Origin of the sequence: Paenibacillus sp. H1-7 (genome assembly GCF_022354825.1) — a bacterium.
In the GTDB taxonomy this organism is placed as follows: Bacteria; Bacillota; Bacilli; order Paenibacillales; family NBRC-103111; genus Paenibacillus_S.
Window position 1 is genome coordinate 5,662,068 of the sequence record NZ_CP031168.1, and the last position, 13,493, is coordinate 5,675,560.

At 53.0% G+C, this 13,493-nt stretch carries 8 protein-coding genes and 1 other annotated feature; of the genes, 1 reads left to right on the forward strand and 7 read right to left on the reverse strand.

Annotated elements, in window-relative coordinates; translation table 11 throughout:
* From DVH26_RS24910 to DVH26_RS24920, 3 genes are all read right to left on the reverse strand, one after another.
* Nucleotides 1–1,764 (reverse strand): ABC transporter ATP-binding protein, encoded by a 1,764-nt coding sequence (locus DVH26_RS24910; protein ID WP_239626616.1) that lies wholly within the window; start codon nucleotides 1,762–1,764, stop codon nucleotides 1–3.
* 585 nt (nucleotides 1,765–2,349) lie between these two features.
* Nucleotides 2,350–4,383, reverse strand: a complete 2,034-nt coding sequence (locus tag DVH26_RS24915; RefSeq protein ID WP_239626618.1) for a helicase-associated domain-containing protein — start codon at nucleotides 4,381–4,383, stop codon at nucleotides 2,350–2,352.
* The gene (locus tag DVH26_RS24920; RefSeq protein WP_239626620.1) at nucleotides 4,380–6,098 is read right to left on the reverse strand and encodes a DNA repair helicase XPB; all 1,719 of its coding nucleotides are present in this window, start codon (nucleotides 6,096–6,098) and stop codon (nucleotides 4,380–4,382) included. The genes DVH26_RS24915 and DVH26_RS24920 overlap by 4 nt, the downstream gene beginning before the upstream one ends.
* Nucleotides 6,099–6,240: 142 nt before the next feature.
* Between DVH26_RS24920 and DVH26_RS24925 the strand changes: the two genes are divergently transcribed.
* On the forward strand, nucleotides 6,241–6,777 hold the full coding sequence (locus DVH26_RS24925; protein ID WP_239626622.1) for a thermonuclease family protein: 537 nt from the start codon (nucleotides 6,241–6,243) through the stop codon (nucleotides 6,775–6,777).
* Between the two features lie 64 nt (nucleotides 6,778–6,841).
* Here DVH26_RS24925 and ileS read toward each other — a convergent pair whose 3' ends face one another.
* The 4 genes from ileS to DVH26_RS24945 all read right to left on the reverse strand — a co-directional run bounded on the left by ileS (nucleotide 6,842) and on the right by DVH26_RS24945 (nucleotide 13,449).
* Nucleotides 6,842–9,934: an isoleucine--tRNA ligase gene (ileS, locus tag DVH26_RS24930; protein ID WP_239626625.1), complete on the reverse strand. Its 3,093-nt coding sequence runs from the start codon at nucleotides 9,932–9,934 to the stop codon at nucleotides 6,842–6,844.
* A gap of 54 nt (nucleotides 9,935–9,988) precedes the next feature.
* Nucleotides 9,989–10,248 (reverse strand) — a binding site (T-box leader).
* Between the two features lie 144 nt (nucleotides 10,249–10,392).
* Entirely contained in the window at nucleotides 10,393–11,559 is a 1,167-nt protein-coding gene (locus DVH26_RS24935; RefSeq protein WP_239626628.1) for a Gfo/Idh/MocA family protein, read from the reverse strand.
* Nucleotides 11,560–11,711: 152 nt separating this feature from the next.
* Nucleotides 11,712–12,125 (reverse strand): CBS domain-containing protein, encoded by a 414-nt coding sequence (locus DVH26_RS24940; RefSeq protein ID WP_239635478.1) that lies wholly within the window; start codon nucleotides 12,123–12,125, stop codon nucleotides 11,712–11,714.
* A gap of 157 nt (nucleotides 12,126–12,282) precedes the next feature.
* Entirely contained in the window at nucleotides 12,283–13,449 is a 1,167-nt protein-coding gene (locus DVH26_RS24945; RefSeq protein ID WP_239626630.1) for an amidohydrolase, read from the reverse strand.
* Nucleotides 13,450–13,493 lie beyond the last annotated feature (44 nt).

The window sequence follows — 13,493 nt, forward strand, 5'->3', positions numbered from 1 at the left end:
TCATGTCGTATCCTCTCCTCTCTCCTCTTGCCGGGCTTCTGCCTGCTGGCGATCGAACTGCTCCCTATACCATCCGCCCAGCTGAAGCAGCTCCTCATGGGTGCCCCTTTCCACCACGCGCCCTCCGTCGAGAACAAGGATTTGATCCGCATGGTGTACAGCGGATAAACGATGGGTGGCGATGATTGTTGTTTTCCCTGCCCTCGCCTCGCGCAGGTTGTGTATGATTTCCGCTTCCGTCCTGGCATCAACCGCGGACATCGAATCGTCGAGCATCAATATCGACGGGTCGGCGACTAGAGCCCGCACGAGCGAAACCCGCTGCTTTTGCCCGCCGGATAAAGCGACTCCTTTTTCCCCTACTATGGTTTCAAGCCCTTCCGGCAAAAACGCCAAATCCTTCGCGAATGCGGATGCCTTAACCGCAGCCGTGAGCTCCTCCTCCGAAGCCTGCTCGTTGCCAAACAGCATATTGCGCCGAATCGTTCTCGAGAACAGAAACGGCTCCTGCGGCACATACCCGAGCCACGACTTCAGCCGGTTCATCGATATCGTTTCGATCGGAACGTCCGATAAACGCACGGAGCCTTCACCCGGAGGATACTCGCGAAGAAGCTGCTTGATCAACGTCGTTTTGCCGCTTCCCGTCCGCCCGACGATCCCCAGGGTTTGGCCCGGTTCGAGCACGAACGACACGTCGCTCAAGTTATCGACGGCCGAGGACGGATAGCGGAACGTTACATTCTGAAACTCCATGCGCCCGGGTTGACTCGGCTCTGCCGCGGCGGCAGGCTCAGGGACATCCGGGTTGTAGGTGAGCACCTCATTGACGCGGTCCAACGATGCGTTGCCCCGCTGCATAATATTGATCAATTCGCCTATTGCGAACATCGGCCAAATAAGCATCCCGAGATAAACGTTGAAGGAGACTAGCGCCCCGATAGTCAGCTCGTTATGGAATACCAGATAGGCTCCATAGCCTAGACCGATCATATAGCTTACACCAACCAATATCTTAATCGTCGGCTCGAACAAGGAATCGATGCGGACTACGGCAATATTTTTTTCCAGCACATCCTGCGTGACGTCTGCAAACTGCTTCTCCGCCGAACGTTCCTGCGTATAGGCACGGATGACCCGAATGCCCGATACAGTCTCAAGCACGCCCTCGTTCATATCGCCGAAAGCGTCCTGCGCAGCCATATATCTTTTATGAATCCAGCCTCCATAATAGCTGACGAGAATAGCCATAATCGGCAGAGGCAAAATCGCGGCTAATGTCAGCTTCCACGATACGAATATCGTCATCGTAACCAGAAGCGTCGCCATCCACAGCGTGGAGTCCAGCAGCGTCAAAATACCGAATCCGGCCGTTTGCGCCAATGCCTGCAAATCGTTGGTCGCACGAGCCATCAAATCTCCGGTCCGGTTTTTCTCATAAAACGTCGGCGTCATTTTCAGAAAATGACCCATCAATCGTCCGCGCATTAACCGTTCAACGACAAAAGCGCCGCCGAACAGCCCATACCCCCATATGTATGAGATAATATAAACGGAGACCGTAATGATAACAAGCGTCGATATCGTTCGGACAATATATCCCCAGGTCATATGGCCAAGCGCTATTTCATCGATGGCGCGGCCCACCAGCATAGGCGGAAAAATCTCCAAAATGCCGGCTATTACCAACAGCACTACAGCTATGGTATACCGTTTCCATTCCTCCCGAAAAAACCAGCCCAGCTTACGCATTACAGATAACATCGGTTGTTTTCTCTCCTCTCTCTAGAGCAATCCGCATCACGGCAAAAAAAGCACACGGCCTTGGGAGACCATGTGCTTATCGTGTAAAGCTATAAGCGCACGCCGCCACAAGGAGAAGTGACCTGCGTCGCGGATAAACGGTTATGCTCAACCGGCTTGCCGCACAAGCCTCCGTCTTCCGGAATGGAGAAAGGTCACATGATACTCGCAGTTATCTTGGATATCGTTAAATGTATGATGCAGTAGAAGTTCAAAAGATATCAATAACATGCGACATTCCCCTTTCCATTTTCAGGATTTTCGGTTACACAAGAACGTTATCACGGCTGCACAATCCATGTCAATGCCGGATAAAACGATAAAACGATTATAATCGATTTTTATCCGACCTAGCCTTGTCTCTTTTCAGCATCTGGGGCTAGCCGTACAACAGCCGCAGCTTGTCTTCGGACATGCCCTGATCATTATCAACTGTTAGGTGGCCGCGACGTTCGTAATGCTAGATTCCTTCAGTTTGCCTGTAACTGTAATCTTTCTTATTATAAAATGAAAAAACCGGCCATGTTCGGCCGGTAAAGAAACTTTTCAGCTATTCGAATCGTTAATGCCGGGGACGATGATTTTCATCTCCTGCCATTCGTCGGCAAGCAGGCATACCTCCTGCAGCTCCGATGGCTCCAGTCCGACCATGCTCCAGGTTCCTCTCGTTTCCTGCAGCTTTCTAGGCGCGACCAGACGGTCCCGGCCGTCAAGACGCACCTGCAGAACCCCTTTCCATTCCATCGCCTTCTCCACCATTTCTCTGCGAGTAGACGTGTGGTAGGTTCTGTAGTCCTTCATCCAAGCTGCGGGAATCCCGTTCAAATCCGGGTACAGCTCAGCGATATTGGGCAGCCGCTGCTCCATTTCGAAATAAGAGATTGCATGGCGGGAATAAATAAACCCCTTATCCGCGCTTCTCAGCTCTTCTTGCACTTCGTCGCGGATCAAGTGCAGCTTGCTGTCCTTGTCAATCAGCTTAAGGCTCTTCCCGACACCGGTTTGACCCTCCTTGTCTGCATCCGCAGCTTGAGCCGTTCCGTCGAGCAGCAGCAGCTTGCCTGCCATCCAGCCGCTTTTATCGAGCAGCGTACTCAGCGCCTTCAGCTTCTCAGACTTCACAATCCAGGCTTTATCGCCAAGCGGCTCGTCGAGACACTCGGCGGCACCGGCCATTTTTCTTATCGCTTCAGCAACCTCGGGCGATTCGCATCGCAGCAGAATCACCTGCTGAAGACTCAGCTTTCCGAATGGCTTCGCCCATTGTTCCAGCGTCAGCTTCACGTTGTCCGGCAGCTCGTACATGGCATATCCCGCAAGGAAACCGACTATTTCCTCCAGCGTCCTTCCGCTCTCCAACCCTCTTTGCAAGCTCTCTTTGGATAAGGAGTAGACGGACAGCGCATCCGTTTTGTGCTGATCGGCGAACGAGGCAAGCTCCCAGCGCGCAGCGAAGGAGACGTCCGGCGGCACGAGGATTTCGAAATCCGGCTGTACGTAAAATCGTGCTTCCTCCTCGTCTTGAGGAATCGGTTTTAGCGGATGGATCCGCCATCGGTACCACACCGCTCCTGTTCCGCCGGCGCCTTTTTCCATCCATCCGAATGCAAGAAGCGGGCGAATCCACTGCTCCTCCAGCATCGCTGCACAGCGATCCAAATCCTCATCCGTCGAAATAAGCTTGTGCTTTTTCAGCCAATGGATCAGATGCTCAGCGCTATTCCAAACGTCCGGCGCCCAGTCTTCCATCCTTAGCGCTGCATGCTGCATCCATACCGCTCCCGGGAACACTACCGGCTTCCAAATCCGGTATAATGCGCCGGTTTGCTCGGCTTCATTCAGTGTAAGCCACTGCCTGGCACTTGAACCGTTGAGCTTTACCACGTCTCCTTGCTGCTCTAGCAGCTGAAGGCGTGTCAACAATTCCATTAAAACAGCGATTGAATAAGGGTACACGTCTGCATAGGCATACTTGATGCCGGTATGCTCGAACCATGCATCGCGCAACGACACGGTTTCGCTCAGCTTTTGCAGGTGGCGCTTGTGCAGCGTTCCCGATTTGGTCAGCTTGATATCGTGCTGGCTCCAGTAGACGAGCGACTGAAACAGATCATGCGCCAACCCGGCGCCAATCGGCTCTGTCGGTTCAATCTTCTCCATCTCCGCCGGGTGGCTGCTTCCTTCATCCTCCACAAACAAAATTTGCTGCCAAATAGCCAGCATGTCCGGTGACATCACATAAATATGCTCGCCCCACGACTTGCGAAAAATAAAGCAAATGCCCTTTCTTTGCAGCTGCAGGAAGCCGACCTTCGCGTCCGCCCCGGACATAACGGAGGATGCGAGCTTATCCAGCCTGACGGCATCGAACGGCTCACAGCCGATTCGCGTGACAATAAGCTGAAGCACTTGCCGCTCCCTGGCCGTCATCCGATTGTACACCGTCTCCATGACGACCGGGTTGACGAACAGCTGCTCCAACGTCTCTCCTTGCTTCAGCCACGAGGAGTAAACAGGCACCGCTTCAATTTGCTTGCGCAGCGTTTGCGGCATTCGCGCCAAGTAATCTGCATGATTCATGAGAACGCCGCCTCCTGCTTGTTGATTCGGTTCGTTCCAGCAGGAGCCGTACGGTCTTCAATCCGGTAACGATACCCCTGCTCGATGAGAAACAATTGCCGGTTCAAGGCAAAATCCTGCTCTTTCGTGTCGGAGGTAACTACCGAGTAAAAGCAGGCTTCGTTATTGCCGGATTTCGGCCGCAATATTCGCCCCAGCCGCTGCGCTTCCTCCTGCCTTGAGCCGAAGCTCCCGGAGATCTGAATCGCGACGGACGCATCCGGCAAATCGACGGCGAAATTGGCTACCTTCGATACTACGATCGTCTTGAGCTCCCCGGAACGAAACTGACCGTATAACCGCTCGCGTTCCTCATGCGGCATCTGGCCGTAGATCAACGGAGCGCCAATCGCTTCTGCCGTAAGCTTCAGCTGGTCCAGGTATTGGCCAATGACGATAACTTGATCGTCGGCATGCTTCTCAAGCAGCTCCTGGACGACGGCCAGCTTGGCGGAATTTTCGCTCGCTATTCTCATTTGCTGTCTTGGCTCCGATGCCAAATACAGCTCCTTCTCTTCATCCGGCAAGGGAATCTGGATTTCCGTACAAGTGACCGAAGCGATCCACCCTTTGGATTCCAGCTCTTTCCACGGCATATCATAGCGTTTGGGCCCTACTAGCGAGAAGACGTCCTCTTCTCTCCCGTCCTCGCGGATCAGAGTTGCCGTTAACCCGAGGCGGCGCGTAGCCTGAATATCGGCGGTAACCCGAAACACCGGAGCGGGAAGCAAATGAACCTCATCATAGACAATGAGCCCCCAATCCCGCTTGTTGAATAAATCCATATGGACGAATGGATCGTCCTTCGATTTGCGGTACGTCAATATTTGATAGGTGGCGATCGTGATCGGTCGCACATCCTTCATCGATCCGGTATACTCCCCGACCATGTCCTCGGTCACGTCCGTCTTCTCCAGAATTTCACGCTTCCACTGACGGACAGAGGTGCTGTTGGTGGTCAAGATCAGTGTGGCGCAATTCAATTTGCCCATCGCCGCAATACCGATGATCGTTTTGCCCGCACCGCATGGCAGCACAAGCACTCCGCTGCCTCCATGCATGCCGCCCTCCCGGTAAAAGGAATCTACAGCCGATCGCTGATAGTCGCGCAGCTCGAACGTTTTTCCTTCCTCGCTCTCAGGCTTCAGCCGAATCGGCAGCTCCTCGCCGCGGGAGTAGCCGGCCAAATCCTCGACAGGATATCCAAGCTTGATCAGCTCCTGCTTCAAGATGCCGCGAAACGCCGACGAGAAGCGCAATGTCTTGGCATCGAGCTGACATAATCCGTAAGAGCGGAGCGATTTGAACGAAACCATCTCCTTAATCGCTTCCACATCCTCGGAAATCAGAAGCAGGTCCTCTCCCAGACTTTCCATGCGGATCAATCCGTACCGCTCTACGAATCGGTGAATGTCCTGCTTGATGTTGTGCGGCAGTCCGAATTTGGCGTTGCTCTCCAGAAAGACCGTGATTTCCTCCGTAGTCATGCCTGCCGCTGCGGCATTCCACAAGGACAAGGCCGTCATCCGGTATGTGTGGATATGCTCCGGAGTTTTGACCAAATCCGCAAAACGGGCCAGCCCCATTCTTACCGTTTCAAACTGGGGGTGGCGAACTTCCAGTAAAATGGTAAAATCACTCTGTACGATGAGCGGCCGTTTCGTATCCATTGCCATTCCGTTCCCTCCCGAATGATGTCGTTTATGGTCGAAGGTTCCTTTTTCATTTAGTATGAGGGGAAACAGGAAGATTTAAACATTGTTCTCTTTACAACGGACACGCTCTGCTTCTACAATAAGGCTAGAACGGAGTGACGAAATGAGAAAAATGTGGGCAACGGCAGCCATCATCCCGGTACTAATAATCGCCATATTTGTGACCGGATGCGGCAATAAACCGACATCAAGCAAGCAAGGCAAGGAGCCGGTAACTATTGAAAGAGTCGTCGACGGAGATACGGTCGAAATTACGATGGCAGGCAAAAAAGAAAAAATCCGGCTCATAGGCATCGACACGCCGGAAACGAAGAAGCCGAACAAGCCCGTCATGTTCTACGGCAACGAGGCGTACGAGTATACGAAGAAGCGGCTGGAGAAGAAGGCTGTAGAGCTTGAATGGGACGTTGAGCAGCGGGATCAGTATGGCCGCCTGCTTGCCTACGTATGGGTAGGCAAAGAGCTGTTCAATCGGACCCTTGTGCAGGAAGGCTATGCAAGGATCTATACGTTTCCGCCCAACGTCAAGTATGTGAGCGAATTCAAGAAGGATCAGGAAGCCGCCCGCAAAAAAGGCATCGGGCTCTGGAAGGACTACGATTCCGCGTTCGAAAAAAGAAAAGGAAAAGAAGAAGACTGAGGCCGCATCCTGCGGCATCAGTCTTCTTTGTTATCGTCCTAACCCGAGGCATGGACGCTAATTGCTATTCGATATGCAGACGCAAAGTCCGGTCCCCGAGAGACACCGTCTCCATCGTCTCCAGCTCTTCGTAGCGGATGCTGTTTAGCAGCACGTTGTCCAGCAGCACTTGCTCGAACGCATGCAATGCCGCATGGACCGTTTCATCCGCATCCAGCACCAGATTCACCCTCTTGTCAATAGGCAAAAACAGTTTTTTCCGGTAGTCCTGCACGGCGCGGACCACTTCACGGACGAGACCTTCCTGCTCCAGCTCTTGTGTAAGCTCCGTATTGAGCGCTACCGTCATGCGGTAACCGGACGCGGAGGCGTAACCCGGCTTGGCGGTCTGCTCCACCAGCAAATCCTCCAGCGCTACCTCCACGGTTCCTCCGTCGGCCAAAGGATGGCGGTAGACGCCGGCTTTTACGATAGCAGCTGCTTCAGCAGCGGATTTGGAGCGCAGAGCCTGTTGAAGCTCCCCTACGGATTTTCCGAACTTCGGCCCCGCCACCTTTAAATTCAGCTTCAGCGAAACGTCGACGAAGCCGTTCTCGCTCGTTTCCAGCCGGACCGTTTTTACGTTGATCTCCTCTTCTACAATAGAACCGTACACCGCCAAATCCAATGGCAGCTCCGTGGACACAATCAGCTCGGATAGCGGCTGCCGCGTCTTGATTCCCGTTTCGTTACGTACGCTGCGGGCAAGCTCCACCAAATTCCGCACCGTCTCCATGTGCTGCTCCAGCTGCGGATCGATTAAGGCTGCGTCAGACTCGGGATAATCATCCAGATGAACGCTCTGCTTGCTTCCGCCCAGATTCCGGTATAGATCATCCGATAAGAACGGCGTGTATGGCGCCATCAGCTTCGCTAACGTCAAGAGCACGGTTCTAAGCGTCTGGTAGGCGGCAATCTTGTCGTCGGACAATCCGCTCCCCCAGAAGCGATCTCTAGAGCGGCGGATATACCAGTTGCTCATCTCGTCGACGAACGATTCGACCGCCTTAGCCGGATTCAGGAAATCGTATTCCTGCAGCCCCTTTGATACGGCAGCCAGCAAGCTGTTTAATCGCGACAGAATCCACCGGTCCAATATGCTGCTGCTTGCTCCAGTCACATGCTCTTCCGGCTTGTAGCCGTCGATCGAAGCATACAGGGTATAGAACGCATGCGTGTTGACAATCGTGTCGATAACTTTCGATTTGGCTTCGGCGACGATTTGTCTGGAAAATCTCTTGCTGTTCCATGGCGCGCTGTCGGCGAGCAATGCCCAGCGGAAAGCGTCGGTGCCGAAATCGCCGATAATCTCCCAAGGGTCGATAACGTTGCCCTTGCTCTTGGACATTTTTTGTCCATTCTCATCCAATATATGACCCGTGGAAAGAACCGCCTTGTACGGCGCCTTGCCGTTAAATAACGTGGACACCGCCAGCAAGCTGAAAAACCAGCCGCGCGTCTGATCGATTCCCTCGCATATCATATCCGCCGGGTATTGCCGTTCAAACTGCTCCCGGTTCTCGAACGGAGTATGGTACTGGGCGAAAGGCATCGAACCGCTGTCGAACCAGACGTCTATCACTTCCGGTGTCCGCTCCATCACCCCGTTCCCGCAATGGCCGCAGCGTACCTTGACTTCGTCTACGAACGGTTTATGAAGCTCCAGATTCGCATCGACCGGAGTTACGGCATGGGCTCTCAGCTGTTCGATACTGCCCGGAACGAATTCGCCCTGACATGACGGGCATACCCATACATTAAGCGGAGTTCCCCAGTACCGGTTCCGGCTTATGTTCCAATCGACCAGCTCCTCGAGAAACTTGCCGAACCGGCCTTCGCGAATATGGTCCGGGTACCAGTCCAGCTGCCGGTTGTTTGAGATCAATTGCTCTTTGACCGCCGTCGTCTTGATGAACCAGCTCTCCATCGCATAGTACAGCAGAGGCGATTTGCAGCGCCAGCAGAACGGATAGCTGTGCTCATACTTCTCCTTCGAATAGAGCAGCCCTTTCTCCGCCAGCAGCTTCACGATATCGACATCGCAATCCTTCACGAACCGGCCGGCGAAATCCGTCACTTCATCGACGTAGCGTCCTGAAGCGTTGACCACGTTCAGCATGCTGATGCCGAATTTCATTGCTACCTTGTAGTCGTCTTCCCCGTGAGCGGGTGCTATGTGAACGACCCCAGTACCGCTCGTGTCGGTAACGAAATCGCCTTCGATCACAACATGAGCGTTCGGTACCTCCACATACCGGAACGGAGGAGTATACTTCAAACCGACCAGCTCGGCGCCGTTCACCTTCCCGACGATTTCATAGTCGCCCTTCAAGACGTCTTCCGCCCGATGTTCGGCGACAATCACTGTCTCGTCACCTTGCTTCGCCCTGACGTACGTCAGCTCCCGATTTACGGCAAGCGCGACGTTCGCAGGCAGCGTCCATGGCGTCGTCGTCCAGGCGAGAATGGATTCGCTGCGGTCCTGCAGCTTGAATTTCACCGTTGCGGACAAATCCTTCACGTCCTCATAGCCTTGAGCGACCTCGTGCGAGCTGAGCGTGGTTTGACAGCAGGGACAATACGGACTTACGCGGTGCCCTTTGTACAGCAATCCTTTCTTGTGAATTTCCGCGAGCAAATGCCACACACTTTCGATATACTCGTTTTTCAACGTGATATAAGGATCGTTCATATCCGTCCAGTAGCCTATCGCCTCGGTCAGCTCGCGCCATTGCCTTTCATACTCGAACACGCTGTCCTTGCACTTTTGGACGAATTCTGCAATCCCGTATTGCTCAATCTCCTGCTTGCCGGAGATACCCAGCTGTTTCTCAACGCCGAGCTCTACAGGGAGCCCGTGAGTATCCCATCCTGCTTTACGAACAACCTGATGGCCTGTCATCGTCTTGTAGCGGCATATAAAATCTTTGATAACCCTGCCTAACACATGACCGATGTGCGGCGCCCCATTCGCTGTTGGGGGACCTTCATAGAATACGAAGTTTGGTTGTCCCTCCCTCTGCTCGATTGAATGCTTGAATGTATGCTCCTTATTCCACTGTTCCAGCACCCGAAGCTCCCGCTGCCGGGCTTTTTCTTTCGGATCCACTTGCCTCATTGTCCAATCACCTCAAAAAAAAGTATTGTTGAAAAACAAAAAAGACCCGTCCCCATAAGGGACGAGTCGTCGCTCGCGTTACCACCCTTGTTCCGTATCCGCCCTGAATCTCAGGACTGATAACGGCACTCCTCTACGTACTAACATACGCGTTCCTTGTAACGGCGGACCCCCGGTTAAGCTTACTCGTACGAAACTTTCGGCTTCACTTCTCCGAGATGATTTTCGACTACGACTTGAACACCGGCTTTCAGCAATCACCGGCTCTCTGGGGAACAACATCATAGCGTACTCTTTCTCGTCATCGAATTTAGTTAGGTTTGCTTTTTATTGTTATAATCCAATTGCTAGCATTTGTCAAGAGGCATGCCGCAATTTGTGCGAGGAGCCTGTTCTTTTATTTTGAGAAAAGAAAAAGGAACCGGCAGGAATAACCCGCCGACTCCTTAATGAATTGATTAATGAGTACCTCTTACGTCCATTTCCACTTGCTTCGTTTCTTTTTGGTACGTAGAGTTGTTAATGCGCTCTTGCAGCTTCTCGTAGTACAAGTCCTCATTGATAGGCAAGTCTACCCAGTTGTCGGTCCAGGAAGACAAATGCATCGCGTTCGACAGCGTCAAGCCTTTGATGCCTTCCTCGCCTGGCGCCAGCAGCTTCTCGCCTTTCAAGATGTGGTTGACGAAGTTTTGGGTAATGCCTTTGTGTCCAGGGCCTGGAGCGCCTTTAATCGGAATCTCGCATTTCCATACTTCTGGAGAACCGAAGCCGCCTTTGAACTCACGGTTGAACTCAGGCTCAGGAGTACGCAAACGCCAGAACGTCAGCTTCTCATCCTCGATTACGATTTTGCCGCGGTCGCCTGTGACTTCGAAACGGTTCGTTCCCGGAGCTTCGCCAGTCGTAGTTACGAACAAGCCGGTTGCCCCGTTCTCGTATTCTACATAAGCCGTTACGTCGTCTTCCACTTCGATGTTACGGTATTTACCGAAACCGCAAAATGCTCTGACGCGTTTTGGCATCATGTCGATCGTCCACTGCCACAAGTCCAGCTGATGCGGGTCTTGGTTAATCAGAACGCCGCCGCCTTCGCCGGCCCATGTAGCGCGCCAGCCGCCGGAATCATAGTAGCTTTGCGAGCGGTACCAGTTCGTAATGATCCAGTTCGTGCGGCGGACTTCGCCCAATTCACCGGAGCTGATAAGATCTCTCAGCTTTTGGTACAGAGGGTTTGTCCGTTGATTATACATAATTCCGAAGGCTTTGCCGGATTTCGCAGCAGCTTCGTTCATTTCCCGTACTTGCTTCGTATACACGCCGGCCGGCTTCTCAACCAGCACGTGGTACCCGTGTTGGAACGCCTGAATAGCCGATACCGGATGATCATAGTGAGGCGTTGCTACGATAACAGCGTCGAAGGCTCTGGAAGCGAAGAAAGCTTCGAGATTGTCGAACAGCTGAATGTTCTTGTTTCCATGATTTGCTCTAACCCAGTCCAGTCGGGATGCATCTGTATCCACAATGGCGGTCAGCTCTGCGCCTTTGACAGCGTTGTCTACCAAATAACCCGTATGGCCTTTACCCATGTTGCCCACACCGATCAATCCGATGCGCACTTTGTCCATTCGTGTCCCCTGCCTCTCGATTCATATTCGATACTATGTAAGCGCATTTTCGCTTGCCTCTTCATTATATATTGCACACGTGAACATTACAATATAAAAAAAGAGAAAATCGCACCTCTTTTCGCAAGGCCGACCTTCTCTGCGGCAAATGGTTATCGCACCGTCGCTTTATCTTTTTCGGAAATTTGACTCAGCGCTTCTCCCGCTTCGTCTTCGAATTTATCGCGTACCGCCAGGTCGCCGATCGAAACGATTCCGACCAGCTCACCGTTCTCGCATACAGGCAAACGGCGGATTTGCTGGCTGGCCATCAGCTTCACCGCTTCATCCACCGTCGTTTCCGGCGTAGCAGTCGTAATTTGGTTGCTGCTCATGACTTCCTTCACCGCAGTGGAACCTTCCTTCTTATCGGCAAAGCCGCGAATGACAAGGTCGCGGTCGGTGATTACGCCGATCAGCTTCTTGCCTTCAACGACAGGAATAAAGCCGGTATCCTCCTGCTTCATCTTAACAGCAACCTCATATACGTTATCCAGCAAGGTGACGGTAGCGCAATCCTTCGTCATAATTTCCTTCAAGGTTCTAGAATTCAAGAATAATCCCTCCCGAAAAAGTTAGTCTCGGACAGACGCACACGGATGGTGCCGCTGCTCTTGCACCGCAGACATAGATTCTCCTTAAACCCTGCTCGCCATGCGCCTTGAAGGCTGTCACATATCGGCATTACATCCTTTTTTGACAGTCGGACACCATGCTGATGAACAGCTTGGCCGCCACGGCCATCGACGCCTCATCGATATCGAATTTCGGGTGATGATGCGGATGAACGATTCCCTGCTCCACGTTTCCCGCGCCTACGAACATGAAGCAGCCCTTTTTATGATGCAAATAATAAGCGAAATCCTCTCCCGCCATAATTAGCGGCGAAGGCTTTACATCTGCCGCATGCGCGCCTGCGCGGAAGAATCGCTCCGCTTCCCCTTCATCATTAATAACCGGCGGATAGCCTAGCTTATAATCAATCGCGAAGTCCGCCCCATGCATTCGGCATGTTTGCTCAACCATTGTTTCGAGCCGCGCCTTGACTTCCATTCTAAGCTCGGGATCGAACGTCCGTACGGTTCCGTTCAGCATCGCTCTTTCTGCGATGACATTGAAGCTCGATCCGCTGTGAAACGATCCTACCGACACAACACAGGGCTGGGTTGGATCGACGGTACGGCTTACGATAGTCTGCAGATTGACCACAAGATGGGACGCAATTGCAATGCTATCCACCGTCTCGTGCGGAAGCCCTCCGTGGCCGCCTTTTCCTTTGACCACGATCTCGAATTCGTCCGCCGCGGCCATAATCGGCCCCGCCTTGCAATAAGCCGTTCCCACAGGAAATGGCGTCCACAGGTGGATGCCGTATACGTAATCGACATCATCCAGCGCTCCATCCTGAATCATGCTGTTCGCACCGCCCGGAGACAGCTCCTCCGCGTGCTGGAACAAAAACACCACATCTCCGTTCAGCTTGTCGCGATGCTCGGCCATAATTTTGGCGACGCCGAGCAGTGTCGCCGTATGCGCATCATGCCCGCATGCATGCATAACGCCGGATACCTTCGAAGAAAACTCGCATTGCTTCTCGTCTTGAATCGGCAAAGCATCCATATCGGCACGCAAGGCGACCGTTGGCCCGTCTCCATTACCATGCAGCCGTCCGACAACCCCGTTGCCGCCGACTCCGGTACGGACCTCGATCCCCCATTCCTGCAAATGCTTGGCTACATACGCGGCTGTCTCCTTCTCGTGATAGGACAGCTCCGGATGCTGGTGCAAATATCTGCGCCAGCCCACCATTTCCGGATATAACAGATCCACCTTCTCCAATAAGGTTTCCATACGCTATTACCTCCGGTTTTTTCTTTCTTTTTCAGCTTATTTTT